The sequence below is a fragment of the Xanthomonas sp. DAR 80977 genome, from assembly GCF_041240605.1.
Taxonomy (GTDB): Bacteria; Pseudomonadota; Gammaproteobacteria; order Xanthomonadales; family Xanthomonadaceae; genus Xanthomonas_A; species Xanthomonas_A bundabergensis.
On the sequence record NZ_CP162487.1, the window covers coordinates 4,524,378 to 4,550,194 of the forward strand.

Annotated in this window: 24 protein-coding genes and 1 riboswitch; of the genes, 10 read left to right on the plus strand and 14 right to left on the minus strand. The window is 69.3% G+C overall.

The window, feature by feature from the left end:
- Positions 1-15 precede the first annotated feature (15 nt).
- From AB3X10_RS19180 to AB3X10_RS19205, 6 genes are all read right to left on the minus strand, one after another.
- The gene (locus AB3X10_RS19180; RefSeq protein ID WP_369977005.1) at positions 16-849 is read right to left on the minus strand and encodes an ABC transporter permease; all 834 of its coding nucleotides are present in this window, start codon (positions 847-849) and stop codon (positions 16-18) included.
- A 1-nt stretch (position 850) separates the two neighbouring features.
- A complete protein-coding gene (locus AB3X10_RS19185; protein WP_369977006.1) occupies positions 851-2,038 on the minus strand; it encodes a cystathionine gamma-synthase in 1,188 nt (395 codons plus the stop codon).
- Positions 2,039-2,119: 81 nt separating this feature from the next.
- Positions 2,120-3,490 carry a pyridoxal-phosphate dependent enzyme gene (locus AB3X10_RS19190; RefSeq protein ID WP_369981906.1) on the minus strand — a complete coding sequence of 457 codons (1,371 nt, stop codon included), beginning with the start codon at positions 3,488-3,490 and terminating at the stop codon, positions 2,120-2,122.
- Positions 3,491-3,691: 201 nt separating this feature from the next.
- Positions 3,692-3,916: a YdcH family protein gene (locus AB3X10_RS19195; protein WP_009575526.1), complete on the minus strand. Its 225-nt coding sequence runs from the start codon at positions 3,914-3,916 to the stop codon at positions 3,692-3,694.
- 338 nt (positions 3,917-4,254) lie between these two features.
- Entirely contained in the window at positions 4,255-5,151 is an 897-nt protein-coding gene (locus AB3X10_RS19200; RefSeq protein WP_369977007.1) for an OmpA family protein, read from the minus strand.
- The gene (locus AB3X10_RS19205) at positions 5,148-5,540 is read right to left on the minus strand and encodes a DUF4398 domain-containing protein (RefSeq protein WP_369977008.1); all 393 of its coding nucleotides are present in this window, start codon (positions 5,538-5,540) and stop codon (positions 5,148-5,150) included. The genes AB3X10_RS19200 and AB3X10_RS19205 overlap by 4 nt, the downstream gene beginning before the upstream one ends.
- 99 nt (positions 5,541-5,639) lie before the next feature.
- On the opposite strand from AB3X10_RS19205, the gene AB3X10_RS19210 reads away from it, so the two are divergent.
- Complete coding sequence (locus AB3X10_RS19210; RefSeq protein ID WP_369977009.1) at positions 5,640-6,788, plus strand: PilT/PilU family type 4a pilus ATPase; 1,149 nt, start codon at positions 5,640-5,642, stop codon at positions 6,786-6,788.
- Positions 6,789-6,896: 108 nt separating this feature from the next.
- Here the strand turns inward: AB3X10_RS19210 and maiA are convergent, their stop codons facing one another.
- Both maiA and AB3X10_RS19220 read right to left on the minus strand, forming a co-directional pair.
- Complete coding sequence (maiA, locus tag AB3X10_RS19215) at positions 6,897-7,556, minus strand: maleylacetoacetate isomerase (RefSeq protein WP_369977010.1); 660 nt, start codon at positions 7,554-7,556, stop codon at positions 6,897-6,899.
- Between the two features lie 92 nt (positions 7,557-7,648).
- Positions 7,649-8,638, minus strand: a complete 990-nt coding sequence (locus AB3X10_RS19220; RefSeq protein ID WP_369977011.1) for a fumarylacetoacetate hydrolase family protein — start codon at positions 8,636-8,638, stop codon at positions 7,649-7,651.
- Between the two features lie 373 nt (positions 8,639-9,011).
- Between AB3X10_RS19220 and AB3X10_RS19225 the strand changes: the two genes are divergently transcribed.
- Positions 9,012-10,370: a DEAD/DEAH box helicase gene (locus tag AB3X10_RS19225; protein ID WP_369977012.1), complete on the plus strand. Its 1,359-nt coding sequence runs from the start codon at positions 9,012-9,014 to the stop codon at positions 10,368-10,370.
- Positions 10,371-10,551: 181 nt separating this feature from the next.
- Here AB3X10_RS19225 and AB3X10_RS19230 read toward each other — a convergent pair whose 3' ends face one another.
- Both AB3X10_RS19230 and AB3X10_RS19235 read right to left on the minus strand, forming a co-directional pair.
- Positions 10,552-12,828 carry a transferrin receptor-like dimerization domain-containing protein gene (locus tag AB3X10_RS19230; RefSeq protein ID WP_369977013.1) on the minus strand — a complete coding sequence of 759 codons (2,277 nt, stop codon included), beginning with the start codon at positions 12,826-12,828 and terminating at the stop codon, positions 10,552-10,554.
- A 32-nt stretch (positions 12,829-12,860) separates the two neighbouring features.
- The gene (locus AB3X10_RS19235) at positions 12,861-15,488 is read right to left on the minus strand and encodes a TonB-dependent receptor plug domain-containing protein (RefSeq protein WP_369977014.1); all 2,628 of its coding nucleotides are present in this window, start codon (positions 15,486-15,488) and stop codon (positions 12,861-12,863) included.
- A gap of 172 nt (positions 15,489-15,660) precedes the next feature.
- On the opposite strand from AB3X10_RS19235, the gene queD reads away from it, so the two are divergent.
- Together queD and AB3X10_RS19245 are read left to right on the plus strand one after the other, a co-directional pair.
- Positions 15,661-16,023 (plus strand): 6-carboxytetrahydropterin synthase QueD, encoded by a 363-nt coding sequence (gene queD / locus AB3X10_RS19240; RefSeq protein ID WP_369977015.1) that lies wholly within the window; start codon positions 15,661-15,663, stop codon positions 16,021-16,023.
- 286 nt (positions 16,024-16,309) lie between these two features.
- Positions 16,310-16,681 (plus strand): phasin family protein, encoded by a 372-nt coding sequence (locus AB3X10_RS19245; protein ID WP_369977016.1) that lies wholly within the window; start codon positions 16,310-16,312, stop codon positions 16,679-16,681.
- A 355-nt stretch (positions 16,682-17,036) separates the two neighbouring features.
- Here the strand turns inward: AB3X10_RS19245 and bioD are convergent, their stop codons facing one another.
- Entirely contained in the window at positions 17,037-17,732 is a 696-nt protein-coding gene (gene bioD, locus AB3X10_RS19250; protein WP_369977017.1) for a dethiobiotin synthase, read from the minus strand.
- A 143-nt stretch (positions 17,733-17,875) separates the two neighbouring features.
- Here bioD and AB3X10_RS19255 point away from each other — a divergent pair, with 143 nt between their 5' ends.
- From AB3X10_RS19255 to btuB, 3 genes are all read left to right on the plus strand, one after another.
- Complete coding sequence (locus tag AB3X10_RS19255) at positions 17,876-18,358, plus strand: GAF domain-containing protein (RefSeq protein WP_369977018.1); 483 nt, start codon at positions 17,876-17,878, stop codon at positions 18,356-18,358.
- On the plus strand, positions 18,355-18,798 hold the full coding sequence (locus tag AB3X10_RS19260; RefSeq protein ID WP_369977019.1) for a TfoX/Sxy family protein: 444 nt from the start codon (positions 18,355-18,357) through the stop codon (positions 18,796-18,798). Before AB3X10_RS19255 ends, AB3X10_RS19260 begins: the two co-directional genes overlap by 4 nt.
- A gap of 26 nt (positions 18,799-18,824) precedes the next feature.
- Positions 18,825-19,041: riboswitch (cobalamin riboswitch) on the plus strand.
- 111 nt (positions 19,042-19,152) lie between these two features.
- Positions 19,153-21,024, plus strand: coding sequence for a TonB-dependent vitamin B12 receptor (gene btuB, locus AB3X10_RS19265; protein WP_369977020.1), 1,872 nt, complete (start codon positions 19,153-19,155; stop codon positions 21,022-21,024).
- A 199-nt stretch (positions 21,025-21,223) separates the two neighbouring features.
- Here btuB and AB3X10_RS19270 read toward each other — a convergent pair whose 3' ends face one another.
- On the minus strand, positions 21,224-22,123 hold the full coding sequence (locus tag AB3X10_RS19270) for a LysR substrate-binding domain-containing protein (RefSeq protein ID WP_369977021.1): 900 nt from the start codon (positions 22,121-22,123) through the stop codon (positions 21,224-21,226).
- Positions 22,124-22,263: 140 nt separating this feature from the next.
- Here AB3X10_RS19270 and AB3X10_RS19275 point away from each other — a divergent pair, with 140 nt between their 5' ends.
- From AB3X10_RS19275 to AB3X10_RS19285, 3 genes are read left to right on the plus strand one after another with little or no spacing between them, the layout of a single operon-like run.
- The gene (locus AB3X10_RS19275; RefSeq protein WP_369977022.1) at positions 22,264-22,809 is read left to right on the plus strand and encodes a hypothetical protein; all 546 of its coding nucleotides are present in this window, start codon (positions 22,264-22,266) and stop codon (positions 22,807-22,809) included.
- Between the two features lie 7 nt (positions 22,810-22,816).
- The gene (locus AB3X10_RS19280; protein ID WP_369977023.1) at positions 22,817-23,143 is read left to right on the plus strand and encodes a hypothetical protein; all 327 of its coding nucleotides are present in this window, start codon (positions 22,817-22,819) and stop codon (positions 23,141-23,143) included.
- 21 nt (positions 23,144-23,164) lie between these two features.
- Positions 23,165-24,004, plus strand: a complete 840-nt coding sequence (locus tag AB3X10_RS19285) for an MBL fold metallo-hydrolase (protein WP_369977024.1) — start codon at positions 23,165-23,167, stop codon at positions 24,002-24,004.
- 156 nt (positions 24,005-24,160) lie between these two features.
- Here AB3X10_RS19285 and gph read toward each other — a convergent pair whose 3' ends face one another.
- On the minus strand, positions 24,161-24,814 hold the full coding sequence (gph, locus tag AB3X10_RS19290) for a phosphoglycolate phosphatase (RefSeq protein WP_369977025.1): 654 nt from the start codon (positions 24,812-24,814) through the stop codon (positions 24,161-24,163).
- A 44-nt stretch (positions 24,815-24,858) separates the two neighbouring features.
- Positions 24,859-25,761: a LysR family transcriptional regulator gene (locus AB3X10_RS19295; RefSeq protein ID WP_369977026.1), complete on the minus strand. Its 903-nt coding sequence runs from the start codon at positions 25,759-25,761 to the stop codon at positions 24,859-24,861.
- Positions 25,762-25,817: the final 56 nt, after the last annotated feature.

Genomic DNA, 25,817 nt, shown 5'->3' on the forward strand with positions numbered 1-25,817 from the left:
ACCGCGACCGCGAGTTCAGAGGACATCGGCGAATCCCCGACGCGTCTTCTGGAAGACGAAGTAGCCGAAATAGGCGAACGCCAGTGCGCCAAGCGTATACATCCCCAATCCCGCCCAATCCGGCGCGCGTCCCCAGAACGCGACGTCGCGCGCCTCGTCGATGATGAAGGTCAAGGGATTGAGGTGGAAGACAAACTGGTACTTCGGCGGCAGCGTGCTGACCGGGACGATGGCCGAGGACAGGAACAAGGTCGCCGTGGCGATCACGCCGGTCATCTGCCCGATATCGCGCAGGAACACGCTCAGCGAGGACAGCAGCCATCCCAGGCCAAGCAATCCGACCGCCAGCGGCAGGAACACGATCGGCAGGAAGATCAGCGTCGGGTGCATTTCATGCCGCACGATCAGGTTCAGCACGACGAACACCAGCGAATTGGTGCAGGCGTGGAACAGCGCCGACAGCACCATCGTCCATGGCAGGACGTCGAGCGGAAACACGATCCGCTTGACCAGGTTCGAATTGCCGATGACCAAGGTGGGCGCGCGCGTCAGGCATTCGGCGAACAGGCCATGCACGATCAGGCCGAGGAACAGCAACATGGCGAAGTCGGCGATGTTGCCGCTGGTACCGGGCCAGCGCGATTTCAGGACATAGCCGAACGCCAAGGTATAGATGACCAGCATCATGAAGGGGCTGATCAGCGACCACAGCAGGCCGAAGCTGGCCCCACGATAGCGACCGAGCACGTCGCGCCGGGTCATCTCCATCGTCAGGCTGGGATGATGCAGCCAGGCATGGAACGGACCGGTCGGCGAAATGCGATTCGCCCGTTGCAGCACGTCGTGCATGTCAGCTCCGCAGCGCGCGATCGAGATCGGCTTGCAAATCCCCCACATCCTCGACCCCCACGCTCAACCGCACCAGCGCATCGCTGATGCCGAGCTGGGCGCGGCGTTCCACCGGCACCGAGGCATGGGTCATCACCGCAGGATGGTTGACCAGGCTCTCCACGCCGCCCAGCGATTCGGCCAGGGTGAACAGTTCGGTGCGTTCGCAGAAGCGCTTGGCCGCGGCGAAGCCGCCCTTGAGCACGATCGAGACGATGCCGCCGAAGCCGGACATCTGCCGCTGCGCCAGGGCGTGCTGCGGGTGCGAGGCCAGGCCGGGGTAGATCACCTTGTCGATCGCCGGGTGGGTGTCCAGCCACTGCGCCAGCTGCAGCGCGTTGGCGCAGTGCGCGCGCATGCGCAGCGGCAGGGTCTTGAGCCCGCGCAGCGCCAGGAAGCTGTCGAACGGGCCCTGCACGCCGCCCACCGAGTTCTGCAGGAACGCCAGCTGCTCGGCCAGTTCGGGGTTGGCGCCGACCACGGCGATGCCGCCGACCATGTCGGAGTGGCCGTTGAGGTACTTGGTGGCCGAGTGCACGACGATGTCCGCGCCCAGTTCCAGCGGGCGCTGCAGCATCGGCGAGGCGAAGGTGTTGTCCACCACCACCAGCAGGCCGTGCTGGCGCGCGATCGCCGCGATCGCGGCGATGTCGACGATCTTCAGCATCGGGTTGGTGGGCGTCTCGATCCACACCATCCTGGTCCTGGGCCCGATCGCGGCTTCGAACGCGGCCGGATCGGTCAGGTCGACGAAGCTGAACTCCAGTGCGGCGGTGCGCTTGCGCACGCGCTCGAACAGGCGGTAGCTGCCGCCGTACAGGTCGTCCATCGCCACCACGTGGCTGCCGCTGTCCAGCAGTTCCATCACCGTGGAGGTGGCGGCCATGCCCGAGGCGAAGGCGAAGCCGCGGGTGCCGCCTTCCAGCGCGGCGACGCAGCGCTCGTAGGCGAAGCGGGTCGGATTGTGGGTGCGCGAGTACTCGAAGCCCTGGTGTTCGCCGGGGCTGGACTGGGCGTAGGTGGAGGTCGCATAGATCGGCGGCATCACCGCGCCCGTGGACGGGTCCGGATGCTGGCCGCCATGGATCGCCAGGGTCGCCAGCGACAGCGCAGGGCCGTCGCCATTGGGTTTGGACGCGTTGTCCGTCATGAGGGGTTCCCGGAGAAGGGGCGTGATTCTAGCAGCGAGGTCTGAACGGCCCCATGCAGCGGGGCCGTTCGCGCGCGAGCGTCACTGCACGCGGCGGCGCAGGTAGTTGAGCAGGTCGATGCGGGTGATCAGGCCGAGGAACGCGCCCTCGTTCATGACGATGGCGACCTGGCCGCGGTCGAACACCGGCAGCAGCGCCTCGATCGGCGATTTCACGTCGAGCCGGTCGAGCTTGCTGACCATGGCCGTGGAGACCGGGTCGCGGAACCGCGCCTCGTCGCCGTAGACGTGCAACAAGACGTCGCTTTCGTCGACGATGCCGACCAGTTGGTCGCCATCCATCACCGGCAGCTGCGACACGTCGTACAGCTTCATGCGCTGGTAGGCGGTGGTCAGCAGGTCGTTGGGGCCGACCACCACGGTGTCGCGCTGGCTGTACGGGCGCAGGATCAGGTCGCGCAGGTCGCCGTGCTGCGGGCGCTCCAGGAAGCCGTTGTCCAGCATCCAGTAGTCGTTGTACATCTTCGACAGGTACTTGTTGCCGGTGTCGCAGACGAACACCAGCACCCGCTTGGGCTCGGTCTGCGCGCGGCAGTACTTGAGCGCGGCGGCCAGCAGGGTGCCGGTCGAGGAGCCGCCGAGGATGCCCTCCTTGGCCAGCAGTTCGCGCGCGGTGTGGAAACTCTCCGCGTCGCTGATCGAATAGGCTTTCTTGACCCGCGAGAAATCGGAGATGTCGGGCAGGAAGTCCTCGCCGATGCCCTCCACCAGCCAGCTGCCGGACTTCTCGCTGACCGTGCCCTGCTCGATGTATTCGGTCAGGATCGAGCCGACCGGGTCGGCCAGCACCAGTTCGGTGTGCGGCGAGGCGGCGGCGAAGGCGCGCGACAGGCCGGTCATGGTGCCGGAGCTGCCGCAGCCGAACACGATCGCGTCCAGCTTGCCGTCCATCTGCCGCAGGATCTCCGGGCCGGTGCCGAACTCGTGCGCGGCCGGGTTGTCGGGATTGCCGAACTGGTTGATGAAGTAGGCGCCCGGGGTCTCGGCGGCGATGCGCGCGGCCAGGTCCTGGTAGTACTCCGGATGGCCCTTGGCCACGTCCGAGCGGGTCAGCACCACCTCGGCGCCCATCGCCTTGAGGTTGAAGATCTTCTCCCGGCTCATCTTGTCCGGCACCACCAGGATCAGCTTGTAGCCCTTCTGCTGGGCGACCAGGGCCAGGCCGATGCCGGTGTTGCCGGCGGTGCCCTCGACCAGCACCGCGCCGGGGGACAGCTCGCCGCGGCGTTCGGCCGCCTCGATCATCGACAGGCCGATGCGGTCCTTGATCGAGCCGCCGGGATTGGCGCTTTCCAGCTTCAGGTACAGCTCGCACACGCCGGTGTCGAGCTTGCTGGCCTTGACGATGGGGGTGTCGCCGATCAGGTCGAGTACGGAAGAGTGAATGGCCATCGAGTCCGGGAGCATCGCGCCGTCGTAGCGGCTGGACCGGTGATTATCCGCGGTATGCGCCGGAATGTCAGACAAAGCGCCGCGCCGGGCAAGAAAAAAGCCGCGATCGCGGCTTGGACGGAGGAGATGACGCGGACGGTGGCAAGCCGACGAGGAGGCCGGCCACCGCCCGCGACAATTGAACTGGTCGTGGGAGGGGGATCAGTGGGGCTTTTGCTGCTCGTCGTAGAGCCGCAACAGCTTTTCCTTGGCCGCGAGCTTTTCCCGCTTCATCTGCGACAGGGTGAGATCGTCGATCGGCAGCACGCCCAATTCGGCGTCCATGCACTTCTTGTCCAGGGTCTTGTGGCGTTGATAGAGCTGCTTGAACTCGGGATCGGACTTGATCAGCGCGTCGATTTCGGTCTGCGGTTGCCCTTCGAACATAGGAATAGCCTCCTTCAGCTGGAAACAAGAACGCCCCGGCCGGAACGGCACGGGGCGTTGCCTGGGAGCGGAATCGCGCGGGCCGCCAGCCACTCCACCGCAACGCCCGGGCTTGCTGCCCCTGGAACGTCTTGCTGCGGTGCGTGCCACTGCTTCATCGGCCCGGCGTCTCCGTGGAACCAGGCGACGATGTGCCGCCTGGGAGTTCGACCCTACGCCTCCCCACCGGATCCGGCAAGAGAAGCACAGCGCGCTTTCCGCATTCAGTTGCTTGCCGCTCAGGCCCAGGGAAAAACCGCGTTAAACCGGCCTGCAGGCCGCGCAACGGCCAGCCCGGCTCAGGGCGCGATCACCACTTCGGCGGCACGCGCCTTGGTCGCCGGCGCCTTCTTGCCCACCGCCTGCAGCCGGCTCGCGGCGACGCCGCCGCCGACCAGCGCATCGCGCAGCGCGTCGGCGCGCTTCTGCGCAACGCCCGCGTCGGCATCGTAGGCCTCGATCCGCACCCGGCCCTTGGCGCCGATCTGCAGATACTGCGCCAGCGCCTTGGCCTGGCCGGCGGCATCGGCCGACAGCGCCGCCTTGCCGGCGGCGAAGGCGCCGCCGGTGACGGTGAAGACCTCCCCGCGCGGCTCGAAGCGCGACGCCGGCAACTTGGCCCCGGCGACCAGTTCGGCCTCCTCGCGGGCCAGCTTGGCCGATTTCTGCTGCGCGGCGCTGAGCTTGGCGGTCTGCTGCCCGGCGACGTTGGTCAGGGCCTGCTCGGCATCCTGCCGCGCCAGCTGTTCGGCCTCGGCCGCCTGGCGCAGGCTTTCGGCCTCCTCGGCCTGGATCTGCGCCTGCACCCGCAGCCGCTCGGCTTCCTGGCGCGCGCGCGCGGCCTCGCGCCGGCTGGCTTCGACCAGCAGGTCGCTGCGGGTCTTCTCCAACTGGTCGACCTGGCGCCGCGCCAGCGCGGCGCGCGCGGCGGTCTCGGCGATCTCGACCCGGCGCTCGGCCAGATAGCGCGCATCGTCCTGTTCCTTGCGCTTGGCCGCGGCGAACGCGGCGACCGCCTGCTGCGCCTGCAGCCGCTCGTAGGCGGCCAGGTCGGCGCTCAGCGGATCGGCCTGCAGCGCGACCAGGCGCTGGTTCAGCACCGCCAGCTCCGGATCGTCGGCGGCGAACGCGGCCAGCGGCGCGGCCAGCAACAGCAGCGCGGCCAGGCGGCCGGCCATGCCCAGGCGGCGGCTCATGGACGGCCCTCCCCGGTGTTCAGGCTGCGCTCCAGCTCGGCCACCTCGGCCTTGCGCTGCTGCAGTTGCGCGTTCGCCACCGCCTCCTCGCTGCGCGCCCGCGCCAGGTCGGCATCGGCCGCCACGCGCAGCGCCAGCTGCGGCGCGGTCTTGCGTTGGCGGCGGTCCAGCGCCGCCTGCTGGGCCTGCTCCAGGCCCTGGCGGGCGTTGGCGATCAGGTCCGGGGCGTACTGGTCGGCGTCGGCCTGGATCGCGCGCTGCACCGCCTGCTGCGCGGTCAACAGCTCCGGCGAGGCGACCTGGGCAAAGGCGGCGGGCGCGGCAAACAATGCCAATGCGCACGCCATCACGTACTGCGGGCAACGGATTTGTGCGAAGCTAGTTTTCATCAAGGGGGGCCGTAGGCGGAGACGTCGAGCACGGCCATTGTCGGAAGCCTGTGGCGCGCTTGCAACGGGCGGCCGCGGATCGTTGGGGAACCATTGCGCATGGATATCGGCTACTTCCTGAAGCTGATGACCGAAAAGAACGCCTCGGACATGTTCCTGACCACGGGAGCACCGGTCTATATCAAGATCGAAGGCAAGCTGTACCCGCTCGGCGCCACCGGCCTGCCGCCGGGCATGGTCAAGAAGATCGCCTACTCGCTGATGGACGAGGGCCAGGTGCCGCAGTTCGAGCGCGAGCTGGAGCTGAACATGGCCATCGCGCTGCAGGACGCCGGCCGCTTCCGGGTCAACGTGTTCAAGCAGCGCGGCGAGGTCGGCATGGTGATCCGCGCGATCCGCAGCAAGATTCCCAGCATCGAGGAGCTGCACCTGCCGCAGGTGCTGAAGGACGTGATCATGACCCCGCGCGGGCTGGTCCTGGTGGTCGGCTCGACCGGCTCCGGCAAGTCCACCTCGCTGGCCTCGATGATCGACCACCGCAACAGCACCACCACCGGGCACATCCTCACCATCGAGGACCCGATCGAGTACCTGCACCGGCACAAGATGTCGATCGTCAACCAGCGCGAGGTCGGCCTGGACACCCACGCCTTCCACAACGCGCTGAAGAACGCGATGCGCGAGGCGCCGGACGTGATCCTGATCGGCGAGATCCTGGACGCCACGACGATGGAGGCGGCGATCGCCTTCGCCGAGACCGGCCACCTGTGCCTGGCCACGCTGCACTCCAACAACGCCGACCAGACCATCGAGCGCATCCTCAACTTCTTCCCGGAAAGCGCGCACAAGAACGTGCTGATGAACCTGGCGCTGAACCTGCGCGCGGTGATCTCGCAGCGTCTGGTCAAGGACAAGAACGAGCGCCGCCGCCCGGCCACCGAAGTGCTGCTGAACACGCCGATGATCCGCGACCTGCTGCGCCGCGGCCAGATCCACGAGATCAAGGCGGCGATGGAGGAGTCGCTGGAGGAAGGCATGGAGACCTTCGACCAGTGCCTGTTCCGGATGGTCAAGCAGGGCCAGATCGAGCAGGAGGAAGCGCTGCGCGCGGCCGACTCGCGCGACGGCCTGGCGCTGAAGTTCCGCCTGTCCGAGGGCTCCAGCGGCGAACACGACCCCTACGCCGACTACGACACCGGCATCGGCGGCGGCGCCAGTTCGCCGCGGATCACCCACGGCTTCGGTTGAGCCGGCGCCGCGCGCCCTGTAGGAGCCGCTTCAGCCGCGACAGGCATTACCGATAAGGCCTGTCGCGGCTGAAGCCGCTCCTACAGGGGCAGATACCGACGCCGGACCTCAGCCCTGCGCGTCCGGCTGCCGCTCCGGGCGCGCCGCGTCGAACGCCGGCAGCGCCTGGCAGGCCTGCTCGATCCGCGCCAAGGTCGGATACGCCTGCATGTCCACGCCGAAACGGCGCGCGTTGAACACCTGCGGCACCAGGCAGCAATCGGCCAGCCCCGGTTGCTCGCCGTGGCAGTAGGTGCCGGTATCGGGCGATTCGGCGAGCAGCTGTTCCAGCGCATCGAAGCCCAGCGCGATCCAGTGCAGCATCCACTCCTCGCGCTCGGACTGCGGCACGCTCCAGACGTTCTCGAAGAACTGGGTCACGCGCAGGTTGTTGAGCGGATGGATGTCGCTGGCGACCAATTGCGCCAACCCGCGCACGCGCGCGCGGTCGATCGCCGCGTCGGGCAGCAGCGGCGGCTCCGGCCAGCGCTCGTCCAGGTATTCCAGGATCGCCAGCGACTGGCGGATCGGCTGGCCGTCGTGGCACAGCGTCGGCACCAGCTCCTGCGGATTGAGCCGCGCGTATTCGGGCGAATGCTGCTGGCCGCCGTCGCGCAGCAGGTGCACCGGCAACGCCTGGTAGGCCAGCCCCTTCAGGTTGAGGCCGATGCGGACGCGATAGGCGGCGCTGGAACGCCAGTAGGTGTACAGCTGCAACGCCTCTTCCACGCTCTGCCCTCTTCCGCGTTCGGACGATCACGATACCGGTGGACACCGGTGCAGCGGCACCGCCGGTCGCCTGCGCGCCGCCGCTGGCCGGGTCAGGGCGCCGGCGCCTGTTCGATGCGCTGCTCGATCGCACCGAAGATGCTTACTCCGTCACGGTCCAGCATCTCGATCCGCACCACGTCGCCGAACTTCATGAACGGCGTGCTCGGCTGGCCGTCGCGCAGCGTCTCCACCACCCGCTGCTCGGCGAAGCACGAGGCGCCACGCGTGGTGTCCTGGTTGGCGATGGTGCCCGACCCGATCACCGCGCCGGCCGCCAGCGGCCGGGTCCTGGCGGCGTGCGCGACCAGTTGCGCGAAGTCGAACTGCATGTCCTCGCCGGCTTCCGGCGCGCCGAACCAGGCGCCGTTGATGTGGGTCAGCAGCGGCAGGTGCAGCTTGTTGTCGCGCCAGGCATCGCCCAGCTCGTCCGGGGTCACGAACACCGGCGACAGCGCCGAGCGCGGCTTGGACTGCACGAAGCCGAAGCCCTTGGCCAGTTCGGCCGGAATCAGGTTGCGCAGCGACACGTCGTTGACCAGCCCGACCAACTGGATGTGCGCGGCCGCCTGCGCGGCGCTCAGCGCCATCGGCACGTCGTCGGTGACCACCACGATCTCCGCCTCCAGGTCGATGCCGTGGTCCTCGCTGACCACCTTGACCGCATCGCGCGGGCCGTAGAAGCCGGCGCTGACCGCCTGGTACATCAGCGGATCGGTGTAGAAGCTCTCCGGCACCTCGGCGCCGCGCGCGCGCCGCACCCGCTCCACGTGCGGCAGGTAGGCGCTGCCGTCGAGGAACTCGTAGGCGCGCGGCAGCGGCGCGGCCAGCGCGGCGATGTCCAGGTCGAACTGGCCGTCGGCGCTGCCGTCGTTGAGCGACTCGGACAGCGCGTTCAGGCGCGGCGCCAGATTGCTCCAGTCCTCCAGCGCGCGCTGCAGGGTCGCGGCGATGCCGGTGGCGCGCACCGCGCGGGTCAGATCGCGGGAAACGACGACCAGGGTGCCGTCGCGGCCGCCTTCCTTCAGGGAACCTAGCTTCATGTCCGTCCAGTGCTGGGGAGCTGATCGGGCGATTGTACGACCAGACCGGATATTGGTTGCAAGTGAAACGGAATCGCCGGCTGTCGGCGGGTTCGCGCCGCCTTTTGTGCAATGCGCCAATTCAGCGTAGACTGGCCAGGTCTGCATGCGGCCGTCCGTTTCCCTCAGGGACCGCCGGCGAGGCCAGGATCGTTCGATCCGCTCGCCCGCCCCGCCCGACGCCTTTCGTGGTGCCGACAAACCCGAGCGCTGTCTGCTCCGGGTTGATCCACCCTCTCGCAGCGCGGTTCACGGGAACGCTCCGAGCCTCACCTCACTTGCGTCTGCACGCCGGCACGTCCCGGCGACGGCGCGTTATCCGGAGCTTTCCTCGATGTCGTTCGAATCCCTGGGCCTGGCGCCCTTCCTGCTGCGTGCGTTGGCCGAGCAGGGCTACGAAACCCCCACCCCGATCCAGTTGCAGGCGATCCCGCTGGCGCTGGCCGGCCACGACCTGATGGCCGGCGCGCAGACCGGCACCGGCAAGACCGCCGCGTTCGGCCTGCCGCTGCTGCAACACTTGGGCACCACGCCGCAGCCGGTCGGCCCCGGTCCGCGCAAGCCGCGCGCGCTGATCCTGACCCCGACCCGCGAGCTGGCCACCCAGGTGCATGACAGCCTGCGCGGCTACAGCAAGTACCTGCGCATCCCCAGCACCACCATCTACGGCGGCGTCGGCATGGGCAACCAGCTCGACGCGCTGCGCCGCGGCGTGGACCTGCTGATCGCCTGCCCGGGCCGCCTGCTCGATCACCTCGAGCGCCGCAGCGTGGACCTGTCGGGCATCGAGATCCTGGTGCTGGACGAGGCCGACCGCATGCTCGACATGGGCTTCCTGCCCTCGATCAAGCGCATCCTGGCCAAGCTGCCCAAGCAGAACCGGCAGACCCTGCTGTTCTCGGCCACCTTCGAGGAAGGCATCAAGCAGCTGGCCCGCGAGTTCATGCACGACCCGCAGGAAATCCAGGCCACGCCGAGCAACACCGTCGCCGACACCATCACCCACCGCGTGCACCCGGTCGATGGCACCCGCAAGCGCGAGCTGCTGCTGCACCTGCTGGCCGCCGATTCGCGCATGCAGACCCTGGTGTTCGCGCGCACCAAGCACGGCGCCGACAAGCTGACCATGTTCCTGGACAAGTCCGGGCTGAAGACCGCGGCGATCCACGGCAACAAGAGCCAGGGCCAGCGCCTGCGCGCGCTGAGCGACTTCAAGGCCGGCCGCATCACGGTGCTGGTGGCGACCGACATCGCCGCGCGCGGCATCGACATCGACCAGCTGCCGAAGGTCATCAACTACGACCTGCCGATGGTCGCCGAGGACTACGTGCACCGCATCGGCCGCACCGGCCGCAACGGCTCGCAGGGCGAGGCGGTGTCGCTGGTGGCGCAGGACGAGGCCAAGCTGCTGCGTGCGATCGCGCGCATGCTCAAGCGCGACATGGACATCCGCGACGTGCCGGGCTTCGAGCCGGTCACGCCGATCCGCTGGGGCAACAACAACCCGGCCGACGAGCGTCCGGGCGGCCAGCGTCCGCCGCGCAAGAGCACCCATGCGCGCCGCCCGCACGGCGATGCGCCGCGTCCGCACGCGCATGCCGGCACCAAGCCGGCCGGCGCCCAGCCCAACGGCGGGCGTGGCCAGGGCCGCCGCCAGGCCAACGGCGGCAATCGCCAGCCCGGCGCGCGCTGAGGCCGCCAGCGCGATCCGCGCACGCGGATCGCGCGCTGCAAGCGAACAGCCGCCCTTCGGGGCGGCTTTTTTTTGCGCGCCGCATTGGCGCCACGCGACCCTCGCGTGCACGGCACGCCGTCCGGCCCGGCACCGCGCGCGGCAGTCGCTGCCGCACGCGCCATCGCGCCGGAGCGGCTGCCTAGCCCTCGATCAACGCGGCATTGCGCTCGATCTGCGCGCGATACGCGTCCAGCACCGCGGCGGTGCGCACGATGTAGGTGCGCAGGTCGTCCCAGCGCTGGTCTTCCAGCGCTTCGCGGATGCCGGGCAGGGTCTTGACCTCGTAGCCGGTCGCCAGGCCCGGCGCGTAGACCAGGTTGCGGTACCACGCGCGCCCCGGCAGCCCTTCTTCGGCCAGCAGGCTCTGGTCGATGCGCTGCAGCGAGGCGTTGAGCTTGCGCCGCGTCGCCGCATCCAGCGCGCCGCCACGGGCGGCCAGCGCCGCGTCGTAGCGCTGGCTGCTGGATTGCAGGCGGGCGATGGCCTGGTCCAGCGCGGCGAAATCGATCGGCGGCACAGGCTGCTTGGGCGGCGGCGGCTGCAGCGGACGATTCGGATTGTCGGCCGCGCGGTAGGCGCCGTCGCGCAGCAGCGCGGCCTGGGTCAGCGCGGCCTCGCGATCGCTGTCGGCCTGCTGCTTGAGTTCCTTGGCGTAGCCGGCCACCGCATCGGCGAAGTCGCCGAAGCGCTGCGGCAGCACCGGCGCGTTGGCCACGCGCAGCACGGTGCGGCCGACCGTCTGCGACAGCAGCGGCAGATAGCGGAACTCCGGATCGATGAAGCGCGCGAAGTAGTCGTAGGAGTCGTAGAGCGAGTGGTAGACGCCGTTGCCGCCGCCCTGGCCGCCATAGCCCAGGTCCAGCGTGGCCAGGCCCAGATGCTGCAGGAACGGGCTGTAGTCGCTGCCCGAGCCCAGCGCCTTGAGCGGCAGGTCCTCGCCCGCCGCGGCCTTCTTGGCGATGTCCTTCTGCGCCGGCTTGGCGCTCGGCGCCAGCGCATCCAGGCGCGCGCGGGCGCGTTGCCGCTCGAGCACGCTGACCCCGCTGTCCGGATCGCGCAGATCCGCGGCCACGCCGTTGACCAGCCGCTGCAGCGCATGGCTGCCGCCGGCGTTGAGGAAGCCGCGGCCGTTGCCGTCGGTGTTCACGTACAGCACCGCCTTGCGCCGCAACTCGTCGGCATGTTGCTCGGCCCATTCGGTGGAGCCGAGCAGCCCCGCTTCCTCGCCGTCCCAGCTGGCGTAGACCAGGGTGCGCTTGGGCCGCTGGCCCTGCCGCGCCAGTTCGCCGATCGCCTTGGCTTCGGCCAGCAACGCGGCGGTGCCGGACAGCGGATCGGCGGCGCCGAACACCCAGCCGTCGCGATGGTTGCCGCGCACCACCCACTGGTCGGGGTACTCGCTGCCGCGCAGCGTGGCGATGACGTTGTACAGGGTCTTGCGCCCGCTCCAGTCGGCATCGACCTTCAGGTGCACCTGCGCGGCGCCGTCGCCGCCGAGGCGGTAGGTGATCGGCAACGCGCCGCGCCAGTCCTCCGGCGCCACCGGGCCGCGCAGCGCCGCCAGCAGCGGTTGCGCGTCGCCCCAGCTGATCGGCAGGGTCGGGATCTTCAGCACGCTGAGCGCCTGCGCGAGCGGCAGGCGCTTGGCGCCGGCGGTCGCGCCCACGCCGGGGGTCAGCGGATCGCCGGGATAGATCGCGAAGTTGGCGACCGAGCCGCGCTGCACGCTCCACTGGTTGCGCGCCGGACCGTCCGGATACGGCAGGTCCTGGAAATAGCCGTCGTCGCGCGGATCGGAGTAGATGATCGCGCCGATCGCACCGTGCTCCTGCGCCAGGCGCGGCTTGAGCCCGCGCCAGCCCTTGCCGTAGCGGGCGATGACGATCTTGCCGCGCACGTCCACGCCGTTGCGCGCCAGCGCCTCGTAGTCCTCGGCGATGCCGTAGTTGACGTAGACCAGGTCGGCGGTGACGTCGCCGTTGCCGCCGTAGATCACGTACGGCGGCAACACGTCCTGGGTCTGCGTGGAGGTGCTGTCGCCGGGCAGCGGCGGTTCCTTCAGCCGCGCCACGTACGGCTGCGCGCCGAGCAGTTGCAGTTCCGCGCTCTTCGGCGACGGCCACAGCACCTCGTACTGCTCGATCCGCGCGTCCCAGCCGTAGCTGCGCAACCGCGCCTGCAGGTCGCGGGCGTTCTCCAGGTTGTGCGGGGCGCCGACCTGGTTGGGACGCGAGGACCACTGCTTGAGCCAGCCGCGGTAGTCCGCGTCCTGCAGCCCGGCATCGAAGCGCGCCTCCAGCGCGCGTTGCGCCTCGGCGGCCGCGGCGTCGTAGCCGGGCAGCGGCGCCGGCTGCGCGAACGCGGAGGAAACGGCGAGGACCAGGACCAGCCCGGCACTGCGGCGGCGGTGCGACATGAAGACACTCCTTGAACGTGGCATGGGCGAACTCAGAAACGGTAATCGAAACCGACGGTGAAATAGCGGCCGCGCAGGTCGTACTGGGTGAAGTCGTAGGGGGCGCGGATGCCGGGGAAGGAGGCGTCGTACGGCGGCTTTTCGTCGGCCAGGTTCTCGATCTTGGCGTAGAGGGTGAGCCTGTCGATGCCGCGGTAGCCCAGGTACAGATCGAACTGGTCGTAGTGGTCGACCCGCGACTGCACCGCGCTGGCCGCCGCGCTGGCCTTCTGCGCGTAGCCGCCGCTGTAGTACCAGGTCAGCGCCGCGCTGACATCGCCCAGGCTCCAGTCCAGCGTGGTGGTCGCCTTGTTGCGCGGCAGCGACGGGCCGAGGTTGCTGCCGGCGTAGTCTTCCAGCGGACCGCCGACCACGGTCGGCCGCCGGTAGTCGCGCACATGGGTGTAGGCGCTGCTCAGGCCGAATTCGCCGAGCGCGGCGCTGCGCCAGCGCTGGCGCAGTTCCACGTCGATGCCCGAGGTGCTCAGCTCGCTCAGGTTCTGGTAGCGGTTGTAGACCGCGACCAGCTTGCCGCGCGCGTCGCGGACCACATCGGCCGGAGCGTTGTTCTGCACCAGGGTGGCGACGTTGCCGGTGCCGATCAGGTGCTCCAGTTCGATCTTGTACCAGTCCACGCTGAGGCTGGTGTCGGCCCACGGCGACAGCACCACGCCGAGGTTGTAGCTGCGCGTGCGCTCCGGATCCAGGTCGGTGTTGCCGACGGTGAAGAAGGTCGGATTCTGCCGCGAGCCGGGCACGTCCGGATCGTACGGGTCCACCACCGAACCGTAGGAGATGTTGGTGCTGGCCGCGTTCTCCGACAGCGACGGCGCGCGGAAGCCGCGCGAGGCCGCCGCGCGCACCAGCAGCGCATCCAGCGGCTGCCAGCGCAGGCTGAGCTTGGGCGAGAACGCATCGCCGAAATCGCTGTAGTGGTCGCCGCGCCCGGCCAGTTGCAGTTCCAGCGATGGCAGCAGCGGCACGTTGACCTCGGCGTACAGCGCCGACACCTCGCGTTTGCCATCGACCTCGGCGATCGCCGGGCGGATCTGCAGGCCGGCGTCGATCTGCCACGGGTTGCGCGACACCAGTTCCTCCTGCCGCCACTCGGCGCCGGCGGCGAAGCCGACGCTGCCGGCCGGCAACGCGAACAGGGTGCCGGACAGCTTGGCATCGACGCCGCGCAGGCTGGACCGCGCCGGCCGCAAGGTGCTGAGGTTGATCGCATCGATCACCGATTGCGGCGTGGCCGCCGGATCGAGCAGGTTGTAGCTGCCGTCGGCCAGCGCCTGGGCCAGGGTCCAGCGATTGGCGAAGCCGCCGGACACGGTCTCGTGCTCGCTGCTGCGCGCGGCGAACGCGGCCGCCTCCCAATCCCAGCGCGCGAGCGAACCGCGCACGCCGCCGAGGAAGCGGTAGGACTGCGAGCGGTTGGTCTTGATCGACTCGCCGAGGTCGAAGAACGTGTATTCGATCGGCACCGCCACGCCGTAGGGGTTGTACGGGCTGGAGGCCGGCAGCAGGTTGGAGACCGGCTCGGCCAGCCCGGTGTTCGCGTTCAGGGCGAAGCGCCCGCCTTCCAAGGTGAAGTACGGGCTGGAGCCGAAGATCGACACGCCCTTGACCTCGCTGTAGAGCGCCTCGCCGAACGCCTCGAGCGTGTCGCCGAGCCGGAACGTGGCGTTGGTGTAGGCCTGGTAGCGCTTGGTCGAGGGAATCAGCGTGGTGTACGGCGCCTGGTTGAACGCGCAGGTGTCGCCGGCCAGTCCGTCGATCGGCGCGCTGGCGGTCAGCACCGTGCCGTCCGGGCACTGGCCCTGGGCGTCGAGCATCGGCACCGAACGCCCGCCGACCAGATAGCGCGCGCCCTTGGCCGACCAGCCGTTCCAGCGGCCGCCCGGCGAATCGGTGTAGATGCCCGAGCGGGTCAGCGCGCGCTGGTCCTGGTCCAGCCGGTCGCGGTTGTAGGCGTCGACGCTGAACAGGATGTTGTAGCCGTCGCGGTCCAGATCGCCGATGCCGCCGATGAACTTGGCGCGCTGCGTATCCAGCCCGCCCTGGTCCGAGGTGCCGCCGCTGAGGCCGAGCTCGGCGCCCTGGAAATCCTGGCGGGTGATGATGTTGACCACCCCGGCGACCGCATCCGAGCCGTAGACCGCGGACGCGCCGTCCTTCAGCACTTCGATGCGCTCCACCGCCACCAGCGGCAAGGCGTTGAGGTTGACGAAGGTGTCGCCCAGGCCGTTGGCCGGGAAACCGTAGTTGGCCAGGCGCCGGCCATTGAGCAGCACCAGCGTGTTCTTCTGCGACAGGCCGCGCAGGCCGATGCCGGCCGAGCCGGAGGCCCAGCCGTTGTTGGTGGTCTCGTTGCTGGCGTTGCCGGTGTTGGCGGAGATCGAGCGCAGCGCGTCGGCGACGGTGAGCTTGCCGGACCGCTCCAGTTGCTGGCGGTCGATCACCTGCACCGGGTTGGGCCCTTCGCTGTCGCTGCGCTTGATGTTGGAGCCGGTCACGCTGACCGTCGCCAGGGTCTTTCCGGTGGCGTCGTCGGTGCGGGACTGGGCAGCGGCGACGGGGGCGAGCAGGACGCTCGCAAGGCTCATGGCGAGCAGGTGGGGCATGTGCGGCTTCACATGGACGTCCGTGGGTGGGGCGCACCAGTGGGCCATCGCCGCCGGCTTAACGAAAATTACATAACTGCATACGAATATGTCTTCGTGTGACATGCATCGACACCATGCGGCAATATCGGCGCGGCGATGGCCCGGCCGGCCTGGCTTTACAATGCCGCGCATGGATATCTTCAAAGTCTTCACCCTCGAAGCGGCGCACCGCCTGCCCAACGTCCCGCCCGGGCACAAGTGCGCGCGGCTGCATGGGCATTCGTTCCGGGTCGAACTGCACGTCAGCGGCGAGCCCGGCGCGCAGACCGGCTGGGTCATGGACTTCGGCGACATCAAGGCCGCGTTCGGGCCGATCTACGAGCAGCTCGACCACCACTACCTCAACGACATCGAGGGGCTGGAGAACCCGACCAGCGAACGCCTGGCGGTGTGGATCTGGGAGCGGCTCAAGCCGGCATTGCCGCTGCTGAGCGAGATCGTGGTGCACGAGACCTGCACGTCCGGCTGCCGGTATCGCGGTCCGGGCGCTTGAGGCGGGGATTCGGGAGTGGGGATTGGGGATTCGCAACGGCGGCTTGGCGGGTCCTGGCGAATTTCGAGTGACCAACCCCGTTTGCGCGGCGCCGCGGTGAGCGCAATCGGCGCCTGCAGGGCGTGACACCAGGCCGTATCGGAGCCCGGAAACCCGGCTCCAACCCATTGATCCGAAAGCCAGTTTGAACGAAACCTGAGCGGCTTCAGAAAATTTTGTTGCATTGCAGCAGAATGCGCGTATGTTGCACTGCAACAGCAAATCGGCATTCTCCTGGAGTTGCATGATGTCCGCTCAATTCAACGATCAGTTCAGCAGCTACACCCAGCAGTTCGCCGCCGCCGCCTCGCGCGCCAACCGCCTGGCGCTGGAAAGCGCCGAGAGCGTGTTCGGCGTGCAGCTGAAGACCTTCGAGAAGAACGTGACTGCGACCACCGGCTTCCTCGGCGAGCTCACCGAAGCGCGCGACCTCGGCAGCGTGCAGTCGCTGTGGCCGAAGGGTCTGCAGGTCGCCCGCGACAATTTCGAGCGTCTGGCCACGGCCAACCAGGAAGTGTTCGGCCTGGGCCTGAAGACCTCCGAAGCCATCGGCCAGCTCGCCAAGAGCCAGTTCGAGGCGGCCACCGACCAGGCCGCTCCGAAAGCCAAGACCAAATAAGCAAGACCAGACAAGTCCGCTGCGGCGCAGCCGCACGACTGACCAGTGGTACGCGCGGGTCCCTCCCCCCGTGCAGCCAAGACCCGGTAGATCCCTCCCTCTACCGGGTCTTTTTTATGGCCGGGATTTGGGATTTGGGATTCGGGATTCGGGATGGCTGGCCTGCGGCTGGCGACGTGCGGGCGGGATTCGGGAGTTTCGCAAGCGTCAGGCATTCCTGCGCTTCTTGCGCGGGCCTTGGACCGACGTTTTCGCAGCGTGGGGCGGGGCCGAAACCCCTCCTGCAAGCAAGAAGCCCTCCCTCGCGAGAGCCGCCGCTGTTGATTCGTGCGCGCGCTTCTGGCCAGGCGCCGAATCAGTCCTGCGCCGTCTGCGCGCCCTGCCACGGAGACAGCGACGCCGCCAGCGCAGCCGGATCCGGCTGCGGCCGGTACGGCAGGCGTCCCCAGCACGGCATCGGCAACCGCTCCCGCAGCATCTGCATGTTGGCGTCGATGCGCTGCATCTGCGGATCGATCTCGTTGCCGATCCAGCCGATGCAGCGCAGGCCGTCGGCGGCGATCGCCGCGGCGCTGAGCCGGGCGTGGTTGAGGCAGCCCAGGCGCAGGCCGACCACCAGCAGCACAGGCAGCGCCAGCGCGCGCGCCAGGTCGGCCTGGTCCAGCGTCGCCGACAGCGGCGCCGCCCAGCCGCCCACGCCTTCCACCACCACCACATCGGCTTGCGCGCGCAGCCGCGCGAAGGCCGCGGCGATCGGCGCCAGTTCCAGGCGCACCCCGGCGTCGGCCGCGGCCAGTTCCGGCGCCAGCGGCAACGGCAAGGCATAGGGATTGAGGTCGGCGTAGTCCGGCCGCGGCATGCTCGCCGCCTGCAGCGCCAGCGCGTCCTCGTTGCGCCAGCCGTCGGCGCTGCGCTCGCAGCCGCTGGCGACCGGCTTCATGCCCACCGCCGCCTGCCCGCGCGCGCGCAGCGCATGCAGCAGCGCGGTGCTGGCGACGGTCTTGCCGATGCCGGTATCGGTGCCGGTGACGTAGAAGGCGGGGAAGCTCATCGCTGCACGAACCTGGAGGCCGCCGCATGCGGCGCGGTCGCGCAGGATAGCCGGCGCCGCGCGCCGCGTCAGCGCCCGCCGCGGCCCATCGCGACGACTGCGTTGGCGCACAGGCCGCCATCGGCCGCTGCTAGACTCGCGCGATGTTCGCTTCCTCTTCGCTCACCGGCAGCAAGCCGGAACAGTACGCCCAGCTGCTCGCCCAGGCCCGCGCCCTGGTCAGCGGCGAGCCCGACCGCATCGCCAATGCCGCCAACCTGGCGGCGCTGGTGTACCACGCGCTGCCGCGGCTGAACTGGGTCGGCTTCTACCTGTACGACGGCAAGGAACTGGTGGTCGGGCCGTTCCAGGGCCTGCCCGCGTGCGTGCGCATCCCCCTGCACAAGGGCGTGTGCGGCGCCGCCGCCAGCAGCGGCCAGACCCAGCGCATCGACGATGTCGAGGCCTTTCCCGGGCATATCGCCTGCGATGCGGCGTCGCGCTCGGAACTGGTGGTGCCGCTGCTGCGCGACGGCGACCTGATCGGCGTGTTCGACCTGGACAGCCCGGACCTGGCGCGCTTCGACGCCGACGACCAGCACGGCCTGGAAGCGATCGCCCAGGTCTTCGTCGACGCGCTGCGATGAGTACCGAAAAGCTGCGCAACATCGGCCCCAAGAGCGCGGCCTGGCTGCGTCAGGTCGGCCTGCGCACGCAGCAGGACCTGGTCGCCGCCGGTGCGGTGGGCGCGTTCCTGAAGGTCAAGCGCGCCGGCTTCAAGCCCAGCCTCAACCTGCTGTATTCGCTGGAAGGCGCGCTGACCGGCTGCCACTGGCAGGAACTGCCCGAGGCGCGGCGCACGCAGCTGCTCGGCGAGCTGGAAACCGCGGCGGCGCAGCTGCCGGCGCAGCGCGGCCTGCCGGTGGCCGGACCGGTGGCGACCACCCACTTCGACCGCGACGGCGACCGCAGCGACACGCCCTATGCGGACTACGCGCACGACGCGTCCGGCGGACACGCCTACGACGCCGAGCACGACCTCGAACGCGACCACGATGGCCACGCCGGCGAGCGCGACGCCGACTGATCCGCGCGCAGCGGCGGCGATCGCGTACAATCGCGCCGCTTCAAGGTGACCTGCCGGCCCCGGCCTGCAGGTTGAAACGGGAAGCCGGTGCGTCTTGCGACAAGGCCGGCGCTGCCCCCGCAACGGTAAGCGATCCGCGCTGACGACTTGCGCCACTGTGCCTGGCATGGGAAGGCGTCGCAGCCGGGAGTTCCGACTCCCAGATCGCCAGCCCGGAGACCGGCCTTGCAGTCCACTGGTTGCGATGCGGAGGGCGTCGCGGCGTGCCGCGCCGCGTCTGGCGCCGTCCGCTTGCACCTTCCGTTCGCGACTCCCTTGCCGTCACAGCGCGCCGCGGCGCGCCGGAGTTGCCCCATGTCGTCCCGCCTGCTTTCGGTCGCGATCGCGTCCGCCCTGTCCCTGCCCTCGCTGGCGCTCGCCGCCGATGCCGCCACCGACCTGGACCAGGTCCTGGTCACCGCCACCCGCACCCAGATCTCGGTCGAGGACAGCGTGGTCCCGGCGCAGGTGATCGACCGCGCCGAGATCGAACGCAGCCAGGCCACGTCGCTGGCGCAGCTGCTGCAGGGCCGCGCCGGCATCGGCGTCTCCAACCAGGGCGGGCTGGGCAAGCTGACCACGCTGAGCCTGCGCGGCAGCGAATCGGACCACGTGCTGGTGCTGGTGGACGGCGTGCGCATCGGCTCGGCCAGCGCCGGCCTGGCCGCGTTCCAGGACCTGCCGCTGAGCCAGATCGAGCGCATCGAGATCGTGCGCGGCCCGCGCTCGAGCCTGTATGGCTCCGATGCGATCGGCGGCGTGATCCAGATCTTCACCCGCCGCGGCGGCCAGGGCCTGCAGCAGAACCTGAGCCTGGGCGCCGGCAGCAACGGCCTGCGCGAGGCCAGCGCCGGCTTCAGCAACCGCGGCGAGCGCGGCTGGCTGTCGGTGCAGGGCGGCTACCAGAAGACCGACGGCATCAACGCCTGCAACGGCTCGGCCACCCTGTTCGCCGGCTGCTACGTCGACGAGCCGGACCGCGACGGCTACCGCAACACCTCGCTCAGCGCGCGCGGCGGCTATGCGCTGAGCGACACCCTGCGCATCGAAGGCCAGGCGCTGAACATCGACAGCCGCAACGAGTACGACGGCGATCCGCTGTTCGCCGGCAACGAGGCCGACAACACCCAGCAGGTGTTCGGCGGCAAGCTCGACTGGACCCCGTCCGAGCGCGTGCACCTGGCCGCGCAGGTCGGGCGCAACACCGACCAGGCCGACAGCTACTACCACGCCGCCGGCAGCAGCACCCGCAGCTTCGTCAGCACCTTCGACAGCCGCCGCGACAGCGCCTCGCTGCAGGGCGATTTCGGTTTGGCCGAAGGCCAGCTGCTCAGCGCCGGCGCCGACTGGCAGCGCGAGGAAGTCACCGGCACCACCGCCTACGACGTGGACCAGCGCGACAACACCGGCGTGTTCGCCGAATACCAGGGCCGCTTCGGCGCGCAGCAAGTGCAGGCCAGCGTGCGCAGCGACGACAACGAGCAGTTCGGCCAGCACACCACCGGCAGCCTCGGCTGGGGCCTGGCGCTGGACGGCGGCTTCAAGCTCACCGCCAGCATCGGCACCGGCTTCAAGGCGCCGACCTTCAACGACCTGTACTACCCGTTCTCCGGCAATCCGCAGCTGAAGCCGGAGAAGTCCAAGAGCGGCAACCTGGGCGTGGCGCAGTACGCCGACACCTGGAACTGGACGTTGAACGTGTACGAGAACCGCGTCGACGACCTGATCTCCTACGACGCCGCGACCTTCCTGCCGGTCAACGTGGACGAAGCGCGGATCCGCGGCGCCGAGCTGACCGGCTACGCCGCGCTGGCCGGCTGGGAACTGTCGGCGCAGCTCAGCCACACCGATCCGCGCAACCGCAGCGACGGCGCCAACCGCGACAACTGGCTGGCGCGGCGCGCGCAGAACACCGCGCGGCTGGACGTGGACCGCGGCTTCGGCCCGGTCAAGCTCGGCGTGACCGCGTTCGGCAGCGGCCACCGCTACGACGACGCGGCCAACAGCGTGCGCCTGGCCGGCTACGGCACGCTGGACCTGCGCGTGGAATACGCGTTCACGGCGGACTGGACGCTGCAGGCCAAGGCCAGCAACGTGTTCGATCGCGACTACCAGACCATCAACTGGTACAACCAGCCGGGCCGCGAGTACGCGCTGACCCTGCGCTACGCGCCGGCGGCGCGCTGAGTCTCTGCAGCGGGCTGCGCCGGACGGCGTCGCCCGCTGCACATGCATTCATCGCAGGCATGCGCGCGCGACGCGACGTGTCTCGCCCAGCGCGGGTTCGGCGATCGGACGCCATCGGCGTCGCTGGCAACATCCGTCGCGCCTGACGCCGCGCCACGGGCTTCGCCGTGCGTCGCGCGGCATGGCCCAGGCACAACCTTCAGGGCATGGGGGACGACGCCCGCGCTTCCTCGATGAGCCAGTCCGCCAGCCTCTGGATTGGCGCATCGTTCAACCGGATCGGTTCCGGCAGCACAAGACAGAAGGTCTTGGAGATCGAAGTGCCGTCGGGCCATGGCGCAACGAGCCGCCCGGCGGCCAGCTCGGCCGCGACATAGAGGCGCGGTACCAGCGCGACACCGAGACCGGCCAGCGCCGCCTCGATCGACATCGCGTGGAGATCGTAGCGGGCGCCGATCGCCGGATGCGTCAGCCCAATTCCGGCTTCCTGCGCATAGCGTTGCCAGGCGTCCGGGTTCTGGCGGCGATGCAGGCGTGGCAACGCGTCAAGCGCCGTCGCAACGTCTTTCCCGGCGAGCAGCGCCGGATGGCAGACCGGCACCAGCACCTCCTGCCACAACCGATGCGTGCGCATCCCCGTCCAGGCCGGATGCTCGAAATGGATGGCCGCATCGAAACCGCTGCCGGCCAGGACGAAAGGTTGCATGCGCTCGGCCAGATGCACGGTGATGTTCGGGTAGCGTGTCTGGAAGTGTTTCAGGCGGGGAATGAGCCAGCGTGTGGCGAAGGTCGGGAGCACGGCGATGTCGAGACTGGCCCCGTCGCTGCGCTGGCCCATCAGGTACTGGCTGTCGCGTTCCAGCCGGTCGAGCGTCTCGCGCACCTGTGCCGCATAACGCTCGCCGTTCGGCAAGAGCCTGACCCGGTTGCCGATCCGGGCGAACAAGGTGACGCCCAGAAAATCTTCCAGCCGGCCGATCTGGCGGCTGATCGCTCCTTCGGTCAAGGCAAGTTCCTCGGCCGCACGCGCGAAGCTGGCATGCCGGGCAGCCGCCTCGAATGCCATGAGCGCGGAGTGGCTGGGAATCTTGCGGCGCATGTACGGCTCCAAGGCGGTGATACGGCATTCGACCCGTCCACCATGACATCGAGTCACTGAAGAGTGATCGAATATCGATATTCGCGCTGAAACCGCCGGCCTACCATGAGCGGACATCAACGAAAGGCAAGGCCGACGCAATGATCTACACGGTGGAATGCAGCTTCGCCGATCCCGCCAGCGAAGCGGAATGGAACGACTTCTACAGCCTGGACAAGCTGCCGGCGCTCATCTCGGTGGAGGGCTTCCACAGTTCACAACGCTTCAAGGCCTTGCGCCGCGGCTACCCCACCTATCTGGCAGTGCACGCGATCGATGGCCTGCACATCCTGACCGGCGAGGACTATCGCCGGAAGGGCGGTGGCAACTTCGCACGCTGGCAGCGGCACATCGGCGACTGGCACCGCAACCTCTACGCCGGCCTCGATCGGGCTCCCGCCGTGGGCAGCCACGAAGTGCTGTTGTCGAGTGCCACCGGCCCCGAGCCGCTGATCGGGCTGGGACTGAATCCATGCGCCATGCGTGCGGTGGAACTGGAGAAATGTCCGGAACGCCGCTGGCTGGCGACACTCGACCGCAGCCACTTGCCCGCGATAGATCGGTTGCCGGCGGACATCCACGTCTATGCCCCGATGACGGCGCAGTTGACGGCGGCACGCGGCAACGCCTGCGCCACGGCAGGCTAGGATCACGATGCCGAACGTCACCCTCTTCATTCCGGCGCACGCGATGCCGTCGGACACAGCGCTCGCGAACCTGACCGGCCACTGCACCGACCTCTGCACGGGCCTGCTTCTCGCCGCTGCGGAGAACATGCATGTCATCTACGTCCCGGTCCTGCATGGTCGCGGCCACCCCATCTTCGCGGACGTCCGCTACCGGCTCGCCGCGACGCGCACCCCAACGGTCATGGCGCAGTTCATGGAAGGGCTCGATGACGCCATCCGGCGAGCGACCGGCTGCCAGGCCCGCATCCGTTGTTTCGGCTACGCGGCGCAGTGCATTCACGCCCGCAACTGATTGGCGCCCCGGAGAAACGCGATGACGACAGCACTGTTCCCGAGCCAGCGGATCGGCGATTTCACGATCACCGCCATCAGCGACGGCTATCTCAGCGTCGGCCTGGACGCGCTCATGAACGTGGAGCCGGCCGACGCCCTGCAGATGCAGAACGATGGGCGGGCGGAAGACGCTTCCGCAGTCCATATCAACTGTTACGTGGTGCGTGGTCGCGGCCGCACGATCCTGATCGATGCCGGTGCCGGCGGCTTCAAGCAATGGGGCGGTCGGCTGCTGCGCAACCTGTCGCTGGCAGGCCTGCGCCCCGCACAGATCGATGCGGTCCTGCTGACCCATGCCCATCCCGATCATGTCGGGGGACTGATCGGCGCATCGGGAGACGTCGCCTTCCCGAATGCCGAACTTGTCGTGCACCGTCGGGAGATCGCGTTCTGGCAGGACGACGGCAACATGGGCCGCGCTGCCGCGCGCGCCCGCGGCAATTTCCTGCTCGCGCGCCAGGTGTTCGACGGCTATCGCGACAGGCTGCGCATCTTCGATGCAGGCGAGGTGTTTCCTGGCATCGCCGCCCTGTCGCTGCCAGGGCACACAGCCGGGCACACGGGCTATCGTCTCGACGCCGGCGATCGCAGCCTGCTGGTCTGGGGCGACATCGTGCATTTCCCGCAGATCCAGGTGCCGCACCCGGAGGTATCGATCGTCTTCGACCATGATCCGGTGCTTGCAGTCGCGACGCGGTCGCGGCTGTTGGATCTGGTCAGCACGGAGCGGCTCCTGATCGCCGGCATGCACTTCGGCGAACTCGGCTTCGCACGCATCGAACGAACCAACGCGGCCTACGCTGTGACCTATGAGGCATGAGAGCGGCGTCTTCTCCGTCTGCGGATCAGGAGGTCGCGGCAGATCCGTGATGACTGAGGCGACGACCGCCGGGTCGGCGCCGGCCAACGCGGCCACGCCGCTGCGGTTACGTTGCAGGCGGCGAAACGGACCCCTGAGCGCGATTGGCAGCCCGCCTCACCCCAGCGCCAGCAACTCGCGCATGTCGTCCATCAGCAGCACCACGTCGGCCGTGGCCAGGTCCAGGTCGCGCGGATAGCCGTAGCGCACCAAGGCCGCCGGCATGCCGGCGGCGTGCGCGGCCTGCAGGTCGGTGCCGGAATCGCCGACCATCAGGCAACGCGCCGGCGGCTGCGCGAAACGCTGCGCCAGGTGCAGCAGCGGCAACGGGCTGGGCTTGCGCTCGGGCAGGCTGTCGCCGCCGAGCAGCGCGGCGAACGCGTCGGCCACGCCGAGATGGCGCAGCAGCGGCAACACGAACGCCGACGGCTTGTTGGTGCACAGCGCCAGGGTCACGCCACGCGCGTGCAGCTGCGCCAGCGCCTCGGCCACGCCCGGGTACAGGCGCGGGCTGCGCAGCAGGCATTCGGCGTAGTGGCGCATGAAGGTCGGCATCACCGCGTCGATCGGGGTGGCGTCGTGCGCATGCCGCCACCCGGTCTCGACCAGCTTGCGCACGCCCTCGCCGATCCAGCCGAGCACGGTGGCCTCGGGCACGCGCGCCAGGCCGAAGTCGGCCAGGGTGCGATTGAGCGCTTCGGCGATATCGGCGCCGCTGTCCACCAGCGTGCCATCCAGGTCGAACACCACCACGGCATACGGAAACGTCATCTCGTTCCTACGTGCGAAGACCGGCGTGCATTGTAGGCGCCGCGTCAGTCGCGATCCCAGTACGGCACCTCGCCGAAGCGCGCGACCAGGAAATCCAGGAACACGCGCACGATCGCCGGTTGCTGCCGGCGCGACGCATACACGCCGAAGATGTCCATGCTGTCGAGCTCGTGGTCGGGCAGGACTCGTTGCAGTTCGCCGCTGCGCAGCAGCGCCGCGGCCTGGTAGGTGGGCAGCATCGCGATGCCGGCGCCGATCCGCACCGCCTCCAGCAGCACGGTGGCTTCGTTGGCGGTGAAATTGCCGCTCACCGGCACCGAGACCCGTTCGCCGCGGTGGCGCAGCGGCCACGCGTGCTTGCCCACGTAGTGATGGCCCAGGCAGTTGTGCGCGGCCAGGTCGGCGGCGGTCCGCGGCGCGCCGTGCCGCTGCAGGTAGGCGGGCGCGGCGCACAGCACCGAGCGGCACACGCTCAGCCGCCGCGCGATCAACCCCGGATCCACGCGATGGGAAATGCGCACCGCCAGGTCGATGCGCTCCTCGACCAGGTTGACCGTGCGGTCGGCCAGCAGCATGTCCACCCGCGCCTGCGGATGGCGGGCGACGAACTCGGCCGCGGCCGCGGCCAGATGCGCCTGGCCGAACGAGGCCGAGGCGGTAACGCGCAGCTGTCCGTGCGGCTCCGGGTCGTCGCTGGCCAGTTCCTCGCGCAGCGACGCGCCGATCGCCAGCATCGGCCGGAACCGCGCCAGCGCGGTCTCGCCGGCGCCGGTCAGGGTCACCCGCCGCGTGGTCCGGTGCAGCAGGCGCGCGCCCAGCCAGCGCTCCAGCTCGGCCAGGTGGCGCGACACCATCGCCCGCGACAGGTCCAGCGCCTCGGCGGCCGCGGTGAGGCTGCCGCGCTCGGCGACCTCGACGAACACGGCGATCGCGGTCAGACGGTCCATTTGCCTGTTCCATGCAACAAATAATCGACTTATACGCGGTTTATCGCGCTAATGGC

What these genes read in the sequence shown, in the direction of transcription:
- bioD (WP_369977017.1), bottom strand. Translation starts at nt 17,732, where the DNA reads ATGAGCTTCCCCGCCTTCTACGTCACCGGCACCGATACCGGCATCGGC.
- AB3X10_RS19195 (WP_009575526.1), bottom strand. Translation starts at nt 3,916, where the DNA reads ATGTTCGAAGGGCAACCGCAGACCGAAATCGACGCGCTGATCAAGTCC.
- AB3X10_RS19190 (WP_369981906.1), bottom strand. Translation starts at nt 3,490, where the DNA reads ATGGCCATTCACTCTTCCGTACTCGACCTGATCGGCGACACCCCCATC.
- AB3X10_RS19285 (WP_369977024.1), top strand. Translation starts at nt 23,165, where the DNA reads ATGACGACAGCACTGTTCCCGAGCCAGCGGATCGGCGATTTCACGATC.
- AB3X10_RS19295 (WP_369977026.1), bottom strand. Translation starts at nt 25,761, where the DNA reads ATGGACCGTCTGACCGCGATCGCCGTGTTCGTCGAGGTCGCCGAGCGC.
- AB3X10_RS19225 (WP_369977012.1), top strand. Translation starts at nt 9,012, where the DNA reads ATGTCGTTCGAATCCCTGGGCCTGGCGCCCTTCCTGCTGCGTGCGTTG.
- gph (WP_369977025.1), bottom strand. Translation starts at nt 24,814, where the DNA reads ATGACGTTTCCGTATGCCGTGGTGGTGTTCGACCTGGATGGCACGCTG.
- AB3X10_RS19260 (WP_369977019.1), top strand. Translation starts at nt 18,355, where the DNA reads ATGAGTACCGAAAAGCTGCGCAACATCGGCCCCAAGAGCGCGGCCTGG.
- AB3X10_RS19280 (WP_369977023.1), top strand. Translation starts at nt 22,817, where the DNA reads ATGCCGAACGTCACCCTCTTCATTCCGGCGCACGCGATGCCGTCGGAC.
- AB3X10_RS19255 (WP_369977018.1), top strand. Translation starts at nt 17,876, where the DNA reads ATGTTCGCTTCCTCTTCGCTCACCGGCAGCAAGCCGGAACAGTACGCC.
- AB3X10_RS19275 (WP_369977022.1), top strand. Translation starts at nt 22,264, where the DNA reads ATGATCTACACGGTGGAATGCAGCTTCGCCGATCCCGCCAGCGAAGCG.
- AB3X10_RS19210 (WP_369977009.1), top strand. Translation starts at nt 5,640, where the DNA reads ATGGATATCGGCTACTTCCTGAAGCTGATGACCGAAAAGAACGCCTCG.
- AB3X10_RS19245 (WP_369977016.1), top strand. Translation starts at nt 16,310, where the DNA reads ATGTCCGCTCAATTCAACGATCAGTTCAGCAGCTACACCCAGCAGTTC.
- AB3X10_RS19235 (WP_369977014.1), bottom strand. Translation starts at nt 15,488, where the DNA reads ATGCCCCACCTGCTCGCCATGAGCCTTGCGAGCGTCCTGCTCGCCCCC.
- AB3X10_RS19220 (WP_369977011.1), bottom strand. Translation starts at nt 8,638, where the DNA reads ATGAAGCTAGGTTCCCTGAAGGAAGGCGGCCGCGACGGCACCCTGGTC.
- AB3X10_RS19270 (WP_369977021.1), bottom strand. Translation starts at nt 22,123, where the DNA reads ATGCGCCGCAAGATTCCCAGCCACTCCGCGCTCATGGCATTCGAGGCG.
- AB3X10_RS19185 (WP_369977006.1), bottom strand. Translation starts at nt 2,038, where the DNA reads ATGACGGACAACGCGTCCAAACCCAATGGCGACGGCCCTGCGCTGTCG.
- queD (WP_369977015.1), top strand. Translation starts at nt 15,661, where the DNA reads ATGGATATCTTCAAAGTCTTCACCCTCGAAGCGGCGCACCGCCTGCCC.
- AB3X10_RS19230 (WP_369977013.1), bottom strand. Translation starts at nt 12,828, where the DNA reads ATGTCGCACCGCCGCCGCAGTGCCGGGCTGGTCCTGGTCCTCGCCGTT.
- AB3X10_RS19205 (WP_369977008.1), bottom strand. Translation starts at nt 5,540, where the DNA reads ATGAAAACTAGCTTCGCACAAATCCGTTGCCCGCAGTACGTGATGGCG.
- AB3X10_RS19200 (WP_369977007.1), bottom strand. Translation starts at nt 5,151, where the DNA reads ATGAGCCGCCGCCTGGGCATGGCCGGCCGCCTGGCCGCGCTGCTGTTG.
- btuB (WP_369977020.1), top strand. Translation starts at nt 19,153, where the DNA reads ATGTCGTCCCGCCTGCTTTCGGTCGCGATCGCGTCCGCCCTGTCCCTG.
- AB3X10_RS19180 (WP_369977005.1), bottom strand. Translation starts at nt 849, where the DNA reads ATGCACGACGTGCTGCAACGGGCGAATCGCATTTCGCCGACCGGTCCG.